General features: G+C 61.9%; 18 protein-coding genes. 8 read left to right on the forward strand and 10 right to left on the reverse strand.

The features are described 5' to 3' along the window. Nucleotides 1-4: 4 nt before the first annotated feature. Together ACCO56_RS10575 and ACCO56_RS10580 are read right to left on the reverse strand one after the other, a co-directional pair. Nucleotides 5-745, reverse strand: coding sequence for an amino acid ABC transporter permease (locus ACCO56_RS10575; protein ID WP_433640361.1), 741 nt, complete (start codon nucleotides 743-745; stop codon nucleotides 5-7). A gap of 17 nt (nucleotides 746-762) precedes the next feature. Further along, complete coding sequence (locus ACCO56_RS10580; RefSeq protein WP_433640362.1) at nucleotides 763-1,683, reverse strand: substrate-binding periplasmic protein; 921 nt, start codon at nucleotides 1,681-1,683, stop codon at nucleotides 763-765. A 136-nt stretch (nucleotides 1,684-1,819) separates the two neighbouring features. On the opposite strand from ACCO56_RS10580, the gene ACCO56_RS10585 reads away from it, so the two are divergent. Then, nucleotides 1,820-2,494 (forward strand): GntR family transcriptional regulator, encoded by a 675-nt coding sequence (locus tag ACCO56_RS10585; RefSeq protein WP_433640363.1) that lies wholly within the window; start codon nucleotides 1,820-1,822, stop codon nucleotides 2,492-2,494. 252 nt (nucleotides 2,495-2,746) lie between these two features. Here the strand turns inward: ACCO56_RS10585 and ACCO56_RS10590 are convergent, their stop codons facing one another. Both ACCO56_RS10590 and ACCO56_RS10595 read right to left on the reverse strand, forming a co-directional pair. Beyond that, nucleotides 2,747-3,169 (reverse strand): DUF6163 family protein, encoded by a 423-nt coding sequence (locus tag ACCO56_RS10590; protein ID WP_433640365.1) that lies wholly within the window; start codon nucleotides 3,167-3,169, stop codon nucleotides 2,747-2,749. Next, nucleotides 3,166-4,209, reverse strand: coding sequence for an enoyl-CoA hydratase/isomerase family protein (locus ACCO56_RS10595; protein WP_433640885.1), 1,044 nt, complete (start codon nucleotides 4,207-4,209; stop codon nucleotides 3,166-3,168). The genes ACCO56_RS10590 and ACCO56_RS10595 overlap by 4 nt, the downstream gene beginning before the upstream one ends. Nucleotides 4,210-4,357: 148 nt before the next feature. On the opposite strand from ACCO56_RS10595, the gene hemB reads away from it, so the two are divergent. The 6 genes from hemB to ACCO56_RS10625 all read left to right on the forward strand — a co-directional run bounded on the left by hemB (nucleotide 4,358) and on the right by ACCO56_RS10625 (nucleotide 8,440). Further along, entirely contained in the window at nucleotides 4,358-5,389 is a 1,032-nt protein-coding gene (hemB, locus tag ACCO56_RS10600) for a porphobilinogen synthase (protein WP_433640366.1), read from the forward strand. A gap of 16 nt (nucleotides 5,390-5,405) precedes the next feature. Then, entirely contained in the window at nucleotides 5,406-5,771 is a 366-nt protein-coding gene (locus ACCO56_RS10605) for a DUF423 domain-containing protein (RefSeq protein WP_433640368.1), read from the forward strand. 47 nt (nucleotides 5,772-5,818) lie between these two features. Then, on the forward strand, nucleotides 5,819-6,058 hold the full coding sequence (locus ACCO56_RS10610; RefSeq protein ID WP_433640370.1) for a DUF2188 domain-containing protein: 240 nt from the start codon (nucleotides 5,819-5,821) through the stop codon (nucleotides 6,056-6,058). 90 nt (nucleotides 6,059-6,148) lie between these two features. Continuing rightward, nucleotides 6,149-6,619: an RDD family protein gene (locus ACCO56_RS10615; protein WP_433640372.1), complete on the forward strand. Its 471-nt coding sequence runs from the start codon at nucleotides 6,149-6,151 to the stop codon at nucleotides 6,617-6,619. A gap of 110 nt (nucleotides 6,620-6,729) precedes the next feature. After that, on the forward strand, nucleotides 6,730-7,479 hold the full coding sequence (locus tag ACCO56_RS10620) for an arginyltransferase (protein WP_433640374.1): 750 nt from the start codon (nucleotides 6,730-6,732) through the stop codon (nucleotides 7,477-7,479). Nucleotides 7,480-7,522: 43 nt separating this feature from the next. Then, the gene (locus tag ACCO56_RS10625; RefSeq protein WP_433640376.1) at nucleotides 7,523-8,440 is read left to right on the forward strand and encodes a DMT family transporter; all 918 of its coding nucleotides are present in this window, start codon (nucleotides 7,523-7,525) and stop codon (nucleotides 8,438-8,440) included. Nucleotides 8,441-8,502: 62 nt separating this feature from the next. Here the strand turns inward: ACCO56_RS10625 and ACCO56_RS10630 are convergent, their stop codons facing one another. The 4 genes from ACCO56_RS10630 to parC all read right to left on the reverse strand — a co-directional run bounded on the left by ACCO56_RS10630 (nucleotide 8,503) and on the right by parC (nucleotide 13,875). Next, the gene (locus ACCO56_RS10630) at nucleotides 8,503-9,210 is read right to left on the reverse strand and encodes an SDR family NAD(P)-dependent oxidoreductase (protein ID WP_433640378.1); all 708 of its coding nucleotides are present in this window, start codon (nucleotides 9,208-9,210) and stop codon (nucleotides 8,503-8,505) included. 112 nt (nucleotides 9,211-9,322) lie between these two features. Further along, nucleotides 9,323-9,700 (reverse strand): hypothetical protein, encoded by a 378-nt coding sequence (locus tag ACCO56_RS10635; RefSeq protein WP_433640379.1) that lies wholly within the window; start codon nucleotides 9,698-9,700, stop codon nucleotides 9,323-9,325. Between the two features lie 103 nt (nucleotides 9,701-9,803). After that, nucleotides 9,804-10,982 carry an AI-2E family transporter gene (locus ACCO56_RS10640; RefSeq protein ID WP_433640887.1) on the reverse strand — a complete coding sequence of 393 codons (1,179 nt, stop codon included), beginning with the start codon at nucleotides 10,980-10,982 and terminating at the stop codon, nucleotides 9,804-9,806. 640 nt (nucleotides 10,983-11,622) lie between these two features. Next, nucleotides 11,623-13,875, reverse strand: coding sequence for a DNA topoisomerase IV subunit A (gene parC / locus ACCO56_RS10645; RefSeq protein WP_433640381.1), 2,253 nt, complete (start codon nucleotides 13,873-13,875; stop codon nucleotides 11,623-11,625). 227 nt (nucleotides 13,876-14,102) lie between these two features. On the opposite strand from parC, the gene ACCO56_RS10650 reads away from it, so the two are divergent. Then, complete coding sequence (locus ACCO56_RS10650; RefSeq protein ID WP_433640382.1) at nucleotides 14,103-15,311, forward strand: hypothetical protein; 1,209 nt, start codon at nucleotides 14,103-14,105, stop codon at nucleotides 15,309-15,311. 45 nt (nucleotides 15,312-15,356) lie between these two features. Here ACCO56_RS10650 and ACCO56_RS10655 read toward each other — a convergent pair whose 3' ends face one another. Together ACCO56_RS10655 and aspS are read right to left on the reverse strand one after the other, a co-directional pair. Next, nucleotides 15,357-15,992: a hypothetical protein gene (locus ACCO56_RS10655; protein WP_433640383.1), complete on the reverse strand. Its 636-nt coding sequence runs from the start codon at nucleotides 15,990-15,992 to the stop codon at nucleotides 15,357-15,359. A gap of 46 nt (nucleotides 15,993-16,038) precedes the next feature. Continuing rightward, nucleotides 16,039-17,829, reverse strand: a complete 1,791-nt coding sequence (gene aspS / locus ACCO56_RS10660) for an aspartate--tRNA ligase (RefSeq protein ID WP_433640385.1) — start codon at nucleotides 17,827-17,829, stop codon at nucleotides 16,039-16,041. Nucleotides 17,830-18,047: the final 218 nt, after the last annotated feature.

Below are 18,047 nucleotides of genomic sequence, written 5' to 3' on the forward strand. Positions count from 1 at the left end.
GGCTCTAGGTTCCACTTGCGAGCAGCGTCTTAGCCAGCTTCAGCCGCCGCCGGCGCCCGAGCGACAGCGGCACGCCCGCCTGGATCGTCCGCTCAAGCCAGAGAAGGGATTGCGAGACCGGGTAGCAGACCGCGAAATAGATCACCGCAATCACCAGATAAACTTCGAGCGCCCGAAACGTCTCGGAGGCAATCAATTGCGCCCGGGTCATCAGTTCGGCGGCCGAGATCGTCACCAGCAACGACGTCGACTTGAGAAGGTCGACAAACATGGTGTTGGTGCCCGGCAACGCCAGCCGCAGCGCCTGTGGCAGGATGACATGGCCGAAGGTTGTGCCACGTCCGAGACCCAGCGCCTGGGCCGCCTCGCTCTGGCCGGAATGGATGCCGGAGATCGCCGCGCGAAAAATCTCCGACAGATAGGCTGCATAGAACAGCACAAGGCTCAGCACGCCGGCGACGAAGACACTGAATCTGATGCCGATCGACGGCAGGCCGAAATAGGTGACGAAGATGATCGCGAGCAGAGGGACATTCTTGAAGATTTCCGTGTAGAGGGCCGCCGGCAGTCGCACCATGCGCAGGCGATTGAGGCGCATCAGCGCCAGCACGAGGCCGAGGACGGCGGCCCCGGCGAAGCTGGCGATGGTGTAGGCAAGGGTCCGCAGCAGACCCCAGCCGAGATTGCCCGCGTAGTCGCCCCAGGGAACCTGAAAAAACCCGGCGAGATCTTGGAAAAGAGACATAGGCTTGCCGCCGCTGCTCAGGGCGCAATCGAGGGCGGCGACCAGTCCGCGGGACGGTCGACGCCGCGGCGTTGAGCCGCCATCTCCGGCGAGGGAACCAGGAACTGCTTCGGATCGCCGCCCCATTTGGTGACGAGCGCGGCGAGCGAGCCGTCCTTGTACATGGCGTTGATCTGGTCCGAGACCGCCTTGGTGAGTTTAGGTGCCTCTTTCGGCAGGTAAAAGCCGGTCATGTAGGGCTGAAAGTACTGGTAGTCGGGATGGGCCTTGACCTCCTCGGCGGACGGCGGCGTCAGGTACTTGACCTGGAACTTCATGTCCGGTCGCTCCTTCTGCTGGTAGATGATCAGCAGCGGATCGAGGAAACCGACATCCAGTCTTCCTGACGAGAGATCCTGGAAGACGCTGTCGGCCGTGGGATAGGTGTGCGGGGAAGCATTCGGCACTTGGGCGATCGATTTTGCCCAGACATAGCCCGTCACGGTCCCAAGCGCCTTGCCTTCCAGGCTCTTGACGTCCGGATAGTCGGCCGAGCCATGAACGGCCATCGCCGGGGGTGAATAGTAAGGCGGATCGGTGAACAGGCCGACCTTCTGGCGGGCATCAGACCAGGCTATGCCACCGATTGTGATGTCTGCGCGCCGCGACTGGACCGAGGCCAGCATGCCAGGAAAATCGGTGACGCTGACCTCCATCTTCAGACCCAGTTCGTCGGCGATCGCGGCAAGGATGTCGCTGTCCAGTCCGACGAGCTTTTCGTCCTTCAGGGCCGTGTAGGGCATGTAGGGTTGGATCGTGACCTGCAGGACGCCGGGCTTCAGCGTCTCCAGATCTTCCGCCAGCGCCGCCTGCGACGCGGCCAGCAATCCAATTCCAATGCCCAGCAAGGCCGCGACGCCGCTCTTGAACGGCGAATGCGACAAAATACCCTTGTTCATGACCGATACCTCCCAATAATTCGATCAATATATTTGTGATATATTGAACAGTATATTACAAGAATCCGTTGTCAAGCGATTCCTTGGCGATCGGGTCCGATTTGCCGGCGCGGTGGAGAAGTGGATGGATGGGCGGATGCGTGAGGGAGAAGCCGACGAGGTCGAGGCCGGCTCGACATTGGCCGAGCGGACCTATCTGCAGCTACGGGAGGACATCATCACGGTAAAGCTGGCGCCGGGGACGCTGCTGCGCGAGACCGAGCTGATGCGTCGGCTCGGTGTCGGCCGCACGCCGGTGCGCGAGGCGCTGCTGCGGCTGCAGCGTGACGGCTTTGTCGACGTCAATGGACGCAGGGGCACATCTGTCAGCACCATAGATATCAGCGACCTGTCGGCGATCTACGAAGCGCGGGCGACCATCGAGTCCTGGGCCACGCGACTGGCAGCCGAACGTCTGCGTGAGCCCGAGCGTCGCGAGGCACGCAAACTCATCGAAGAACTTGCGGCTTTTTCGGATCCTCTGGAGATCGAGCCTCTGCTGGCACTCGACCGTCGCATCCACCGCTTCATCTACCGCGCCGCGAAGAACCCCTATCTGTTTGATACGCTCGACCATTACCACAATCTGTCACTGCGGATTCTTCACGTGGCGACGCGACGGTTTCCGGAACTGATGACAGGTCTCGACAAGGTCCTGCACGAGCAGACCCAGATGCTAGAGGCGGTCTGCCGGGGAGATGGCGCAACGGCTGAGCGTATTGCGCTGCATCACGTGCTGGGTTTCGAACAGGAAGTCCGCAAGATCATCTGAGTGCTCACGAACCAGACGGGCGTGGATATAACTCTTGCTGCATGTAGCAAGGCGGAACTGGTGCAATGCGCACTCGCAACCTCGACTCGCACTACCCGCCGTTGTGGCTGCCTTCAGCGACCGCGAAATTCGCTTCGACCGACCGACTTGCGGCGCAAAGCGGTCACTCTGGCGGTAACCCGGCCCATGTCGTCTTCGGGTTCGATGAGAAGCGGTCGTCTGACCGTTTGGGTCAGTTCATGGATCCTGATCCTAAGCCTGATCAGGGCGCCTCTGCAGATAGATGACGATCCGGAAGGCAGTGTAGAAAAGCGCAACGCAAAGATGGGAGATCGGGATGATCGGTCGGCTGCCGAACAGGTCGGGAAAGCCGGCGTACATGACTGTTTCCGTCGCCGCGCAGATGAACCAAATCACCGGCCCCCATGAGGCGAGCATCCACAGGCCGCTGGCAGCGAAGGGAAAGAGCACGGCGAGCGTCACCCCGGCGACCTGCCAATGCAATGGCATCAAATCGAAACGCCAGAGGTGACCATCGTAAAAACCGATCAGCCGGATCCAGTAGAGCACGCCGAACAGCAGGCAATAACAGGCGATCAGGCGCTGGAACCAGACGAAGCCCATCTCGGCCAGTGTCTGCTGCGGAAGTCTCTGCGGGGCGTCGAACCCCGTCACAGTTCGAGCTCTCCATCGGGCAGCGGCGCAAAATAGGCGTCGATATCAGTGCGATCGATCCCATCGAGGGTCGCCGGCTTCCATTCCGGTTTCGCGCCCTTGTCGACGAGCGTGGCGCGAATGCCTTCATAAAAGTCGTGCCCGGTCAGCATGCGGTTCAGGATGCGGAACTCCATGCGCATGCATTCGTCCATGTCCAGCATGGCCCCGGCCGAGATCTGCAGGAATGCCACGCTCAGGCTCGTGGGCGAGCGCTTCAGCATCGTCTCGAGCGTCGCCGCGGCAAATGCATCGCCAAACCGGGCATTGTGGAGGCTGGTCACGACCGCCTTCAGTTCACCTTGGGAAAAATGGCGTTGGATCGAGTGAAGCGTCGCTTCGTCGGTTTCGCCGTCGGGCGTCAAGCAATGGCTGCGCAACGCGCCATCGACCTCGGCGGTCTCGCAAAGCTCGCTGAACAGTTCCCCGAGCGCCGCATTCGGCACCGCGTGCGTGGCGAGGCCGGCCGACAACGCATCCCCGTAACGGATACGGTTTCCGGTCAGCGCAAGATACATGCCGAAGCTGCCCTTCAATCGCGGCAGGATGTAGCTGCCGCCGACATCGGGAAAGAATCCGATTCCGACCTCGGGCATGGCGAACAGGGCGTTTTCCGTCATGACCCTGTGCGACCCGTGACAGGAAATGCCCACGCCGCCGCCCATGACGATGCCGTCGACCAGCGAAACATAGGGTTTCGCGAAATGGCGGATTCGGGCATTCAGCCGGTACTCGTCAGCGAAGAAATCTGGTGACGGCTTGCCGGCACGGCCCGCCTCGTAGACTGCAAGGATGTCACCGCCGGCGCAGAATGCCCTGCCCTCCCCTCTGACCACAACCAGCGCGACAGCGGGATCGATCTCCCAGGCATCGAGGGCCGAGGCCAGCGCCTTCACCATGCCGTGCGTCAGCGCATTCAGCGCCTTGGGCCGGGTCAGCGTGACAACGCCCGCCTTGCCGATCCGTTCGAAGCGGATCTCGTCGCCGCCACCAAAATCCATCATGGGAATCCTCATTGAAACGGCATCAAGTGCTAAGCGCCGGGTCGGCCATCGTCAATGCCGCGCGACCCTGCGACGAGGCTGCGCAGGCAAACGGATTGGTCATCATCGGGTCGCGTGCTAGAAACCGGCCATCTGGAGACGATCGATGAACAAAGTCACGCCCGCCAAACCCGCCGGAACCCGCAACGTCGACGAGATTACCGGCAGCCGCCGATTGCGCCGGATGCGTAAGGCCGACTGGTCGCGGCGTCTCGTCCGGGAAACCCGGCTGACGGTGGACGACCTCATCTGGCCAATATTCATCGTCGAGGGCAATGACCTCCGCGTGCCGATCGATGCCATGTCGGGTGTGTTTCGCCTGAGCGTCGACCAAGCGGTCAGGGAGGCGGAGCGTGCCGCCGGACTCGGCATTCCGGCGATCGCCACCTTTCCCAATGTAGAGCTTTCGCTGCGCGACCAGACCGGGTCGAATATCCTCGACCCCGACAACGTCATCAACAAGGCAACGCGGGCAATCAAGGAGGCGGTGCCGGAGATCGGCATCATCACCGACGCGGCACTCGACCCATTCACCAGCCACGGTCATGACGGGATCCTGCGCGAGGGCATCATCGTCAACGATGAAACGGTCGAGCAGGTGGCGGCCGCCGCCGTGCTGCAGGCCGCGGCCGGCTCCGATATCATCGCCCCGTCCGACATGATGGACGGCCGTATCGGCGCCATCCGTGACGCTCTCGACGCCAACGGCTTCCAGGACGTGGCAATCATGTCCTATGCGACGAAATTCGCGTCGGCCTTCTACGGTCCCTACCGCGACGCGATCGGCACTGCCGGTCTGCTCAAAGGCGACAAGAAAACCTACTATCTCGATCACGCCAATACCGACGAAGCGATACGCGAAGCCGAACAGGATCTCGCCGAAGGCGCCGACATGCTGATGGTGAAACCCGGCCTGCCCTACCTCGACATCATCCGGCGACTGAAGGACGAATTCGCGATCCCGACTTTCGCCTATCAGGTGTCGGGCGAATACGCCATGATCAAGGCCGCCGCAGCCAATGGCTGGATCGACGGCGACAAGGCGATGCTGGAATCGCTGCTGGCCTTCAAGCGTGCCGGCTGTGACGGCATCCTGACCTATTTCGCACCGCAAGTGGCGGAGATGCTGAAGGCTTGATGGCAGGGATCGTCAATTGATCGCCGATCGTATCCTCGTTCTGACGGGTGGCGTTGCCGGAGCCGCCGGCGTAGCTTTATCGGCCGTGGCCGCCCATGCCGGCGGAGGCAATGTCGGCACCGCGGCCTCGTTTCTGCTGATGCATGCGCCGGTTTTCGTGGCGAGCGGCCTTCTCAGGGTGAACGTCTTGCTGCGCATCGGCAGCCTCGTCCTGCTCGTCGGACTGCTGCTGTTTTGCGGCGACCTTCTGATGCGCGCCTATGCGGGAACACGATTGTTCCCGATGGCGGCGCCGACCGGTGGTGCCGCGATGATACTCGGCTGGCTGATGATCGCCGGTTCCGCCTTCGGTTTGGGGCGCGCCTCGCCGGACCGCCCTTGAAGCCTACATCCCCTCTCTTAAATTGATTTTTCTGCTGGAGGTGATCGATGGCACATGTCACGTACCATATCGTCGAACATGATGGCGGCTGGGCCTACAAGGTGGATGACGTCTTTTCCGAGACTTTCGCCACGCATGACCAGGCATTGGAGGCCGCACAGCGCGCCGCGGGAGAACAGAGGGTTTCCGGCAGCACGGCGGGGATCCGCTATCAGGACAGCAAGGGCGAGTGGCACGACGAAATTGTCGAGGGATACGATCGTCCCGGCACGGACGTGGAAGGCTGACGCCCCGCATGCGCTTGAATTTCCCCACGGGTTCCCCATCTGGGTAAGGCATGCCGGCGTCCGGCTTTTCGTGCCCAGTGAGGAAACACCATGAACACCCGCGCCCTCGACGGCGAGATCATCACGACCAGGCTCGACGATACGCGGGCCTATGATGGGGTGCGCACACGGCGCGTTCTCGCTTGCGCCATCGACTATCTGATCATCGGGCTGCTGCTGATCCCGTTCGGAATCCTGGTCTTTTTCCTTGGGTTGCTGACGTTCGGCATCGCCTGGTCGCTATTCGGCATCCTGGCCCCGCTGGTTGCCGTGGTCTATGTCTGGAACACGCTGGGCGGCCGCGACCAGGCCACCATGGGCATGCGGATGATGGGCATTCGACTCGACCGGCTCGATGGCCGCGCCATCGACGGCCTTACCGCCACCGTGCATACCGTCCTGTTTTGGGCAGGCAATGTGGCGCTGACGCCGCTCGTCCTGCTGGTCACCCTCTTTTCCGACCGCAAGCGCACCCTGCACGACATTTTGCTCGGCACGGTAGTGACACGCAGCGACTGCTAACGTGGTGCGCGTGAATGTGAAGACGCCTCGGAACGGCGCCTTCATTCTCCTGTTGAATTTTTCTGCGGCGCGGCCAAGGTAGGAGCAAATCGGGATCAGCGCCTACAAAGATGACCCAGCACCCGACTCAGTCGCCACAATTCTTCCTGACCGCCCCCTCTCCTTGCCCTTACATAGAGGGCCAGTTCGAACGCAAGGTCTTTACCCACCTCGTCGGCGACAAGGCCCGCGAGTTGAATGACCTTCTCACGCAGGGCGGCTTCCGCAGATCGCAGAACATAGCTTACCGACCCGCCTGCGAATCCTGCCGGGCTTGCGTCTCGGTGCGTATCCTGGCCGGCGAGTTCGAACCCACCAGGAACATGAAGCGGGTGCTCCACCGCAACGCCGATCTTGTCGGCGTCGTGCACGATGCCGAGCCGTCAACCGAACAATATTCGTTGTTCCGCGCCTATCTCGACGCCCGCCATCGCAAAGGCGGGATGTCGGACATGACCGTGCTCGATTATGCGATGATGGTAGAGGACACGCATGTGGACACCAAAGTCATCGAATATCGTCGCCGCGGGCCGGACACTTTCATGACCGGCAAGGGACGCGGCGAGTTGATCGCGGTCGCGTTGACCGACAAGATGACCGATGGTCTCTCCATGGTCTACTCCTACTTCAATCCGGAAATGCAGGACCGTTCGCTGGGCACTTTCATGATCCTCGACCACATCGCCCGGGCCCGGGCAGCCGGCCTGCCCCATGTCTATCTCGGCTACTGGGTCAACGGCTCGCGCAAGATGAACTATAAGGTGCGCTTCCAGCCGCAGGAGCACCTCGGCCCGAAAGGCTGGGAGCGCTTCTCGGCCTAGCCTCGAAATTCATCCCGCCTTGCCGTCTTCCCACGGGACCTCCTTGTCCGCTCAATCCGATCATTCGAAAGGCCTTCTGCTGACCGCGATCGGTGGGCTCGTGCTAACGGTCGACATTCCGTTGATCCGGCTGGCGGACGGCGATGCCTGGTCGATCCTGATGCTGCGGACGGGCACAACCTTCGTCGCCGCGCTGGTGGTATGGGCTGTCTGGCGCGCGATTACGCCCGACGTGCCGAAACTCCTGCCTGGACGGGCAGGCGTCATCGTGGCAGGGCTTTACGGACTAGGCTCGATCACTTTCATCTCGGCCGTCTACAACACGTCGACGGCGAATCTTGTCTTCATCCTGGCGTTCAATTCGATGTTCGCCGCCCTGCTCTCCTGGCTGTTCCTCAAGGAGAAACCGAGGACAGGCACCCTTGTCGCCATGGCGGCCATGGTCGTCGGCGTCCTGATCATCGTCAGCGACTCCATCGGAACCGGCAACCTGGTGGGCGACGTTCTGGCGGCCTGCTCGGCGCTTCTCATCGCAGCGGCCATCACGATCAGCCGCGCCAGCGGCCGGGATATGGGCTTCACGGCGCTTGTCGGGGTGCTATTCCCCTTCCTGGTCGCCACCGTCTTCGTGGCGAAGACCGGCTACCGGGTCGAGGCGCCCTGGTGGATCGTCTTCAACGGCGCTGTGATCATGCCGTTCGCTTTCTTCTGTCTCGCGAACGGCCCGAAATACATATCCGGCCCGGAGGTGGCGATGTTCTACCTTCTGGAGACCGTACTCGCGCCGGTCTGGGTCTGGCTGGTCTTCAGCGAGGTGCCGTCGCGCTCCAGCCTGATCGGCGGCACGATCCTCATCATTGCCCTCATCTGCCATTCCCTGTGGCAATTGAGCGTCCTTCGAGGCTCGCTTCCGCGCGCACCTCAGGATGAGGAAGGTCAGCCCCAACCTTCCTCATCCTGAGGTGCGAGGGGCAACTCGCGACCGGTCAAAGATCAACACCCATGTATGAGGCGTTCGGGTTCTCAGGAGAGCCCGACCACCGGAACAAGCGCGCCATGCATGGCTACGGCGTTCTCGGAACAGAGAAAGACGATCACCGCCGCGAGATCTTCCGGCTTCACCCACCGCGCCGGATCAGCCTTGGGCATGGCCTGCCGGTTCTCAGGCGTGTCGATGGTGCTCGGAAGCACGCAGTTCACGTTGATGGCGTATTGGCGCAGTTCGGCCGACATCGATTCCGTCAATCGCATCACGGTGCTCTTGGAGGCAATGTAGGCGCCCGTGTTCGCGGCGCCCTTTGCCGCCGAGTTCGCTCCCACCGTTACGATCTTGCCGGCCTTGCGGGCGATCATGCCAGGAATGGCGGGGCTCACGACGTTCAGCATGGTGGAGACGTTCATCTCCATGATGCGGTCCCAGTCGGCAGGGGCTGTCTCATGCACAGGCTTTCCCGCATGGAAGCCACCGGCAATGGCGCAAATCGCATCGATGCGACCGCTGGTTTGCCCCGCCTCGGCAACCACCCGCGCCGCAGCCGCCTTGTCCGTGAGGTCGGCCGCCAGCTTCAGATGGTGCGGCTTGAGGCTGGGATAGGCAGCATCGAGCGTTTCGAAGCGCGAGCCGACGAGCACGAGCCGGGTGCCCAGCGCATCGAATGCACAGGCCACCGCTTTGCCGAGATTCCCGGTGGCCCCAGTGATCAGCACTGTCTTTTCCTTGAACGGCGGCATGACCCTGTCCTCCTATAGCTTGCCTGCTTCTCGCACTTTCGGACGAATGTTTCCATTCGACGCGAGAAGGGTTCGCTTCACGGTCACTCCGCCGAGCGAGCGGTGCCGCGTTTCAACCCTTCCGCACGACCGGCAGCGCGATCCAGGCGAAAAGCAGCATCGCCGCGAAGAAGCCGAGCGAGGAAATGGCGGTAACCGGCTCGATCGCCGGGTTTCCCGCGAGCACGAAATAAAGCGAGACGAGCAAAATGATGCCGCTGATGGTCGTCAGCCAGAAGTGCACCAAAGCCAGCCGCGAAGTCCGGGCAGCCGGGAACAGGTGATAGAAGAAAGCGAATATGGCCGACGTCAGGAATCCCGCCACCAACGTATGGGCGTGTACCGGCATCTGGGTGTGATCATGGCTGATGGCCATTGCCAAGCCCAGCAGCATCCCCCAGATCGCATAGACGAGCGCCAGAATGAAGAAGTTGCGTGCTACCCCCTGCATGAGATGTCCCCCCTTAAGCATGCTTGCGGCGGGGAGAGAGTGCCACAGCCGCTGCCGACAGGGAACTACGGCATCTGACGTAGATCGAACGCGGCAGGCCTCTTTATCCGGCCTGCACCTTCTTAAGCGGCCCAGCGCTGCCCTGCGTGGGTGATGACGGAGACATGTCTGTTGGCTCGGGAGGGGCCAGCGTCTGGGCGGCTCCTTCGGTCAATTCGACTTCACGAACCCATTCCCGCCAGATCGCGACAAGCAGCGCCATCAGCACCGGCCCGATGAAGAGGCCGAGAAATCCCATCGTCTTTACGCCACCGATCAGCCCGAAGAAGGTCGGGAGGAATGGGAGCTTGATCGGCCCGCCCACCAGCTTGGGGCGGATGGTCTTGTCCACGACGAACAGCTCGATGGAGCCCCAGGCGAACAGGGCGAGACCGGCGACCCACGATCCACTCGCCACGAGATAGATCGAAACCAGCGACATGGAGAGCGGTGCGCCGCCCGGGACAAGCGCCATCAAACCCGTCAGGACGCCCAAAGTGACAGGCGACGGGACGCCGGCGATCCAATAGGCGACGCCGAGCACAATACCTTCTCCGATCGCGATCAGTGTCTGGCCCGTCACGGTCGAGCTGATGGTGGCCGGCACGACGCGCGAGATGCGTTCCCATCGCATGGGCAGAATGCGTTCGCCGAGCCGATCGACACTCGCCGAAAACGCCTCTCCGTCGCGATAGGTGAAGAACAGCGCGATCAGCATGAAGAGAAGGGTCAGCACGAGGTTGAAGGCGCCCCCACCGGCCGCCACGACCGCTCGATAGATGCTGCCGATATTGTCGCCGCTGACGAGCTGGATCAATTGCCCGATAGCGCCAGGATGGCCGATGTGGCGTGCCCACATCTCGTCCAGCCACTCGCCGACCACCGGCAGAGCCGCGATCCATTCCGGTGTCGTCGCCCCGGCCTTGTTGGTCTCAACCGCCCAGCTGAACCATTCCCGGATCTCGTTGATCGCATAGCTGCCGGCGACGACGATCGGAATCACGAGAAAGCCGACGATCAGCATGATCGCGATCGCGGCAGCGACTGTACGATTTCCGTGCACGGCCTCGAGCAGCCGACGGTAGAGCGGCCAACTGGCAAAGGTAATCACCAGGGCGGCCAGGACGGGGACAAGGAACCCGTGGAAAAAGTAGATCCCCGCCGCGATGATCAGCAAGAGAAGCCATCGCGCAGCGGACAGCGGCGGCAGCACGGCTGCGCGCGTCGGCGCCGAAGGCCCCATCAGGCGCGGTTCGCTGGTGGGCTTGCGGGGACTGGACAGATTCAAAAACGCTTACTCCTGGGCGCGGGGGCTTCGCCGTGATCACCTATTGTGCAGTATTCCGCGCCCTATGCCAAACGGCTTCGACGAATTGATGACGAACTCTCGTCGCTCGCAGCGCGGCTCTGGCGGCACTGGCTGCGCGACTACCGAGCCTTACGATAATACCCCCCTCTGTCCTGCCGGACATCTCCCCCTCAAGGCTACGACATTCACACATCTCACGTATTGTCGGCGGTCTCTGGAACACCCCTTGTATGGGAAAATTCTGCTAGAGTTCTGGTGTTGGCTCTCCAGGGGTGGCCACCCCTGGTCGGCCAACAACCTCAACCTAGCACAATCGCCTCATACAAGGGGTGCTCCAGAAAGCTCCGCCGGATGTGTGAAATCTCGTAGCCCACAAGCGGGGAGATCGGCTGTCACGCCTGTTTTCATCAATCATCGATGCAGCGGAAGACGCGCCGACACCGAAACTGCCAATCTCCCCCCTTGAGGGGGAAATGTCTGGCAGGACAGAGGAGGGTATCGTAAGGCGCGTATTGTCGAAAGCGATCCAATCATTTTCGGTCGTCGGCTATCGGCTAAACGAGGCTGTGGCGCCTCAGCCGAACTTGCCGGTTTTCGGAAAGCCCTTCGGAACCATGCGGCCGGCCGAGGCTCGCGTGCTGATCCATTCGGTCAATTCCTCGCGGCTGCGGACAAAAACGCGCTCGGCCGAATCCTGCCAGGAAAGCCCGGCCTCCATCGCGAAGGTCTTCACGTCGAGCATGCCGCCATCCTTGTATTTCTGCAGACGGACGCCCTTGCCGCGGGTCATTTCCGGGACTTCCGACAATGGGAAAACCAGCATCTTTCGGTTCTTGCCGACGATGGCGACATGGTCTCCCGAAATGGAAACGCAACGTTTCGCCTCATCCGGCGCCTTCACGTTCATCACCTGCTTGCCCTTGCGCGTATTGGCAACGACGTCTCCCTCCGGGACGACGAAGCCGTTGCCGGCGTGACTGACGAGCAGCAGCTTGCGCGTGGGATCATGAACGAAGGCGGTCACGATATCCTGGTCGTTCTCCATATCCACGATGATGCGGATAGGCTCGCCATGCCCGCGTCCACCGGGGAGGCGGTCGGCACCGATGGTGTAGAACTTGCCGCCCGTCGTGAAGATGATGATCTTGTCGGTCGTCTGCGCCGGGAAAGCGAGCTTCAGGCTGTCGCCTTCCTTGAAGGAGAACAGCGAGTGATCGGTCAGGTGACCTTTCATCGCGCGGAGCCAGCCCTTCTCCGAGACAACGACCGTGATCGGCTCCTTTTCGATCATGGCCTGCTGGATATCTTCGATATCGTGATCCGGCGCCTCAGCGAAAGTGGTGCGCCGCCTGCCCAGCTCGGTATCGGGGCCGAACTTTTCGCGGACCTTCCCGACCTCCCATTTTATGGTCTGCCACTGCTTGGCATCGGAGGCCAGCAACGCCTCGATCTGGCTTTTCTCCGCCGTCAGCCCGTCGAATTCCTTGCGGATCTCCAATTCCTCGAGCTTGCGCAAGGCACGCAGGCGCATATTGAGGATGGCTTCAGCCTGGTTGTCGGTCAGGGAGAAGCGGGTCATCATGACCTGCTTCGGCTCATCCTCCTCGCGGATGATCCGGATCACTTCGTCGAGGTTCAGATAGGCGATGAGATAACCACCCAGGATCTCCAGGCGCTTCTCGATTTCGGCCAGCCGGTGCTGGGACCGGCGGATCAACACCTCCTTACGGTGCTCGAGCCACTCCCAAAGTACATCCTTCAGCGACAGGACGTTCGGCACCTTGCCGCGCGACAGCACGTTCATGTTGAGCGGAATTCGGCTTTCCAATTCCGTCAGCTTGAACAGCGATTCCATCAAGAGGCCGGGATCGACGGTCCGACTCTTCGGCACAAGGACGACACGGATGTCCTCTGCGCTCTCGTCGCGGATGTCTTCGAGCAGCGGCAGCTTGCGGGCCATCAGCAATTCGGCCGTCTTCTCGATCAGCCGCGCCTTCTGGACGCCATACGGGATCTCGGTGATAGCAATGGTCCAGGTTCCCCTGCCCTGATCTTCCTGTTGCCAGCGCGACCGGACGCGGAAGCCGCCCCGCCCGGTCTCATAGGATTCCAGCATGGAAGCGCGGTCGTCGACGATGATACCGCCGGTCGGAAAATCCGGCCCCTGCACGAACTGCATAAGGTCGGCAACAGACGCCTGGGGATGGTCGATGAGATGCAACGCCGCGTCGCAGAGTTCAGCCGCGTTGTGCGGAGGGATCGAAGTCGCCATGCCCACGGCAATGCCGGCGGAGCCGTTGGCGAGCAGGTTCGGGAAGGCGCCGGGCAGGACGACCGGCTCTTCGTCTTCTTCGTTGTAGGTTGGCCGATAGTCGACGGCGTCTTCGGTGATGCCCTCGAGCAGCGCCGTCGCCACTTCCGTCATGCGCGCCTCGGTGTAGCGCATGGCGGCGGCGTTGTCGCCGTCGATGTTGCCGAAATTGCCCTGGCCGTCGACCAGCGGGTAGCGCACGGCGAAATCCTGCGCCAAGCGCACCAGCGCATCGTAGATGGACTGGTCGCCGTGAGGGTGGAACTTACCCATCACCTCGCCGACGATGCGCGCGCATTTGGCAAAACCCTGGTCGGGATTGAGCCGCAGAAGCCGCATGGCGTGCATGATCCGGCGATGGACCGGTTTCAGGCCGTCCCGAACGTCGGGCAAGGCTCTGTGCATGATGGTCGACAACGCATATGCGAGATAGCGCTCTTCAAGCGCTTTTCTCAGGTCGACCGGTTCAATGTGATCACCATCGCCGGAATCCGGCGGAACTGTTCCTTTTCCCATGGTTTTCGACTATCCGCGATGGCGATTCGCAGCAAGACCCCCGGCGAATTTGACGCGCTGGGCCACGGATTTCGATCGATGCATTAACCCTCCGGCACGGAGCGTCGGAGACCGGGATTGCCTTTGGGCCGCTTTTTTGCGCAGTTGCACTGGAATGTCATTTTCCGGTCGGGTTTTGTCCCGACAGGGAAGACCACAAGATTTCATTGCCTCTCAGGAAAACCTCCATGTCCTTTCGTCGTACTGCTGCCCTTGCCAGCCTGCTGCTGGTCGTGCCGCTTTCGTCCGCGTTCAGCCAAGACGCCGCTGCCGTCGGCGAGCGCTTGAAATCCGCGCTATCGCGACAAGGAACGACGTTGACCTTCGACAGGATCAGCGGCGATGCCGCCAGGATGGTCGTCGAGGGCGCCACGGTTTCCATCGCTCCGGAACCGGGGGAGATCGCGCTCGGCGACATCACCCTCGCCGACATCAAGGAAGAGGCCGGGAGCCTTGTCATCGGCAGCGTCACTCTGCCGAACTATTCGACAACCCAGGAAGACATGACGGTAGAGGCCACCGGTATCGGATTCACCAATCTGAGGTTCCCCTCGGAAGACGCCAGCGACCCGGTGGCGGGTCTTTTGATGTACGACACGGCGGCCGTGCAGAACGTGAGCGTGAGGGTCGGCGGCAAGCAGGCATTCGTAATGGATCGCCTGCATTTCGAGGTCGACGCGCCCGTGGATGGCCGACCGATGACCTTTTCGGGCGCAGCCGACAAGTTCTCCGCCGATCTGTCGCTCGTCGAAGACGCAAATTCCAGGAAGCTCATCGAAGCGCTCGATCTCCAGACCGTCAACGGCAGGTTCGACCTCGCTGGCTACTGGCAGCCAGGCGACGGGCGGCTGGCCATCGAGCAATACGACGTCTCCATCGAAAAGGCCGGAACGCTGGGCCTGACCTTCGATTTCGGGGGCTATACACCGGATTTCATCAAATCGCTGCAGGAACTGCAAAAGACGATGGCCGCGGCTCCCGAGAATGCCGACAACAGCGCGCAGAGCCTCGCCATGCTCGGGCTGATGCAGCAACTCACCTTTCACTCGGCGCGCATTCGCTTTGACGACGATTCCCTGACGGGCAAGGTGATCGATTATCTCGCCGGCCAGCAGAAGGTGAAGCCCGGCGACGTGGTCAATCAGGCCAAGGGCCTTCTCCCATTCCTGATGGCCCAACTCGACAACGCCGAGCTTACGACGCAAACGACGGCCGCGGTGAATACCTATCTTGATGCTCCGAAGAGCATCGAAATCTCCGCCCGGCCGACGAATCCGGTTCCTTTCGCCGCGATCGCGGCTGGAGCCATGTCGCAATCGCCGAAGGATCTCATCAAGATGCTCGGCGTCTCCCTAACCGCCAATGAGCCCGCGCTCGACGACGGCGAAGCGGAGTAGCACGACAGGATTTTCTTCAACGCCCGGCATCGACCGGGCGGTTCCTTACGCGCTTCGTTCGTTCCAGCTCGCCGCACAGACACGAATGATGAGCTCTGCCCCTTCGACGAGAGCCTCCAGCGGCATTGCCGAGGCATCCGCCCGGCTATCCTCGACAAGCGGCGGCACATGAATGAACCCCGACATTTCGGGCGCGAATTCAGCCATCGCCTCGGAACGGGACAGATAGAAGAGATAGTTGCAGAGATACCCGCCGGCATCGTCCGACCAGGAGACCGGCAGGCCATGACGGACAAGGGCGGCATGCAGCCGCTCGAGCGGCAAGGTCGATGCCAGAATGTCGGGACCAGCGCAGATCCTGCCCTCGACCGGCACATGGCCGATATTGTCCGGCTTCGGCCCACGGATATTGCGAGCGCACCGTTCCAGCGTGAAGCCATGCGCCTCGGCGCTCAGGCCGAAATGGATGGCGATATCTGGCTGCTCGACTTTGGCGAATTCACCGAGCATGACCGGAAGCTTGGCGTAATCGACATCGAGCACGGCGAAACTCAGCGCGCCAGCCTCCTGAAGCTGAGAGTCCCTTGCCGCCAACTCGGCAATCAACCGCTCAGTGGGGTTCACCGGCGCTCCGGGAAAGGCGGAGAAGCCGGTGACCAGAACGCGAGGATTGCAGCGCATGTTGGTTCTCCTATTTCCGGAAAGCCGAGCGCCGCGCCGCCATCGCTCAGTCTTCCTTCTTGGGTGCCACGACCCGCAGGTTGAGCTCGCGCAATTGCTGCGGGGTCGCGGCTGCCGGTGCGCTCATCAGCAGGTCGTAGGCCTGCTGGTTCATCGGGAACATCGTCACTTCGCGCAGGTTCTTGGCGCCGACGAGGAGCATGACGACACGATCGATGCCCGCCGCCATGCCGCCATGGGGCGGAGCACCATACTGGAACGCCCTGTACAGGCCGCCGAAGCGTTCCTCGACCGTCTCGCGCGAAAGGCCAACGATCTCGAAGGCCTTGACCATCGTCTCCGGCAGATGGTTGCGGATCCCGCCGGACGAGATTTCGAAGCCGTTGCAGACCAGGTCGTACTGGAACGCCTTGATCGACAGCGGATTCTGGCTTTCGAGCGCCGAGATTCCACCTTGCGGCATCGAGAACGGGTTGTGGCCGAAATCGATCTTCTTCTCGTCTTCGTTCCACTCGAAGAACGGGAAGTCGACGATCCAACAGAGTTCGAAGCGGTCGCGATCGACGAGGTTCAGCTCCTCGCCGGCCCGAGTGCGCGCGGCACCCGCGAAAGCAACGAACTTCTTCGGATCCCCCGCGACGAAGAAGGCCGCGTCGCCATCGGACAGGCCGAGTTGCGTGCGGATCGCTTCGGTGCGCTCCTCTCCGATGTTCTTGGCGATCGGCCCGGCGCCCTCGAGCTTCTCGCCCTCCTTGCGCCAGAAGATGTAGCCCAGACCGGGTTGGCCTTCGCCCTGCGCCCAACTGTTCATGCGGTCGCAGAAAGCGCGCGAGCCGCCCGTGCGCGCGGGAATGGCCCAGACCTCGGCCTTCGGATCGTTCGCCAGGATGTTGGCAAAGACCTTGAAGCCGGAGCCACGGAAGTGTTCGGATACCTCCTCCATCACGATCGGGTTGCGCAGGTCTGGCTTGTCGGAACCATATTTGCGCATAGCGATGTCGTAAGGGATACGCGGAAATTCGCCGGTGACCGGCTTGCCCTCGGCGAAAGTCTCGAAAACGCCGCGCATGACGGGCTCCATCGTCTGGAGCACGTCCTCCTGCTCGACGAAGCTCATTTCGAGATCGAGCTGATAGAACTCGCCGGGCAGGCGGTCGGCGCGGGGATCCTCGTCGCGGAAGCAAGGAGCGATCTGGAAGTAGCGATCGAAACCCGACACCATGATCAACTGCTTGTAGATCTGCGGCGCCTGCGGCAAGGCGTAGAAGTTGCCGGGGTGGATGCGCGAGGGCACGAGGAAATCGCGAGCGCCTTCCGGAGACGACGCCGTGAGGATCGGCGTCGAATATTCGGTGAAGCCGGCATCGATCATGCGTCGGCGCATCTCGGCGATGATCTTCGTGCGAGCCACGATGTTCCTGTGGAGCGTTTCGCGCCGCAGGTCGAGAAAGCGATATTTGAGGCGGATATCTTCGGGATAATCCGGTTCGCCGAAGACCGGCAGCGGCAATTCCTTGGCGGCCGACAGCACCTCCATGTCGCGGGCGAAGACCTCGATCTCGCCGGTAGCGAGATTGGTGTTGACCGTTTCGGGCGTGCGCGCCTTGACCTCTCCGTCGATACGGATCACCCATTCGCCGCGGACCGTCTCCGCCGTCTTGAAGCATGGCGAATCCGGATCGGCGACGATCTGCGTCAGGCCGTAATGGTCGCGCAGGTCGATGAACAGCAGGCCGCCATGGTCGCGGACGCGATGGACCCAGCCCGATAGACGGACAGGTTTGCCGACGTCGGATTTATTCAGTTCGGCGCAGGTGTGGCTGCGGTAGCGGTGCATGGCCAGATTCCGGTTCGAGAAGTTGCCGCGGCAGGGCATGCGCCCTGTCCGAAAATTCGCGCGAAAAGCGCATGGGAGGTGCGGTTTGTCAAGGCGACCGACGGTTGCGGTCGCCTGATCCCGGCCTCGATCCCGCGGCTGTCGGGCGGGCCGCGAAGGAACCATCTGTCCGACTTTGGGACTGAAAACACAATTGGACCATGATCATAGCCCACTGG

The organism is Mesorhizobium sp. 1B3, assembly GCF_050958605.1.
Lineage (GTDB): Bacteria > Pseudomonadota > Alphaproteobacteria > Rhizobiales > Rhizobiaceae.

Bases quoted from the DNA above. Each gene is read 5' to 3' on its own strand.
- ACCO56_RS10595 (WP_433640885.1), bottom strand. From the start codon at position 4,209: ATGGATTTTGGTGGCGGCGACGAGATCCGCTTCGAACGGATCGGCAAG.
- ACCO56_RS10635 (WP_433640379.1), bottom strand. From the start codon at position 9,700: ATGCAGGGGGTAGCACGCAACTTCTTCATTCTGGCGCTCGTCTATGCG.
- ACCO56_RS10575 (WP_433640361.1), bottom strand. From the start codon at position 745: ATGTCTCTTTTCCAAGATCTCGCCGGGTTTTTTCAGGTTCCCTGGGGC.
- ACCO56_RS10615 (WP_433640372.1), top strand. From the start codon at position 6,149: ATGAACACCCGCGCCCTCGACGGCGAGATCATCACGACCAGGCTCGAC.
- ACCO56_RS10640 (WP_433640887.1), bottom strand. From the start codon at position 10,982: ATGGGGCCTTCGGCGCCGACGCGCGCAGCCGTGCTGCCGCCGCTGTCC.
- parC (WP_433640381.1), bottom strand. From the start codon at position 13,875: ATGGGAAAAGGAACAGTTCCGCCGGATTCCGGCGATGGTGATCACATT.
- ACCO56_RS10630 (WP_433640378.1), bottom strand. From the start codon at position 9,210: ATGCCGCCGTTCAAGGAAAAGACAGTGCTGATCACTGGGGCCACCGGG.
- ACCO56_RS10620 (WP_433640374.1), top strand. From the start codon at position 6,730: ATGACCCAGCACCCGACTCAGTCGCCACAATTCTTCCTGACCGCCCCC.
- ACCO56_RS10650 (WP_433640382.1), top strand. From the start codon at position 14,103: ATGTCCTTTCGTCGTACTGCTGCCCTTGCCAGCCTGCTGCTGGTCGTG.
- hemB (WP_433640366.1), top strand. From the start codon at position 4,358: ATGAACAAAGTCACGCCCGCCAAACCCGCCGGAACCCGCAACGTCGAC.
- aspS (WP_433640385.1), bottom strand. From the start codon at position 17,829: ATGCACCGCTACCGCAGCCACACCTGCGCCGAACTGAATAAATCCGAC.
- ACCO56_RS10610 (WP_433640370.1), top strand. From the start codon at position 5,819: ATGGCACATGTCACGTACCATATCGTCGAACATGATGGCGGCTGGGCC.
- ACCO56_RS10580 (WP_433640362.1), bottom strand. From the start codon at position 1,683: ATGAACAAGGGTATTTTGTCGCATTCGCCGTTCAAGAGCGGCGTCGCG.
- ACCO56_RS10585 (WP_433640363.1), top strand. From the start codon at position 1,820: ATGCGTGAGGGAGAAGCCGACGAGGTCGAGGCCGGCTCGACATTGGCC.
- ACCO56_RS10655 (WP_433640383.1), bottom strand. From the start codon at position 15,992: ATGCGCTGCAATCCTCGCGTTCTGGTCACCGGCTTCTCCGCCTTTCCC.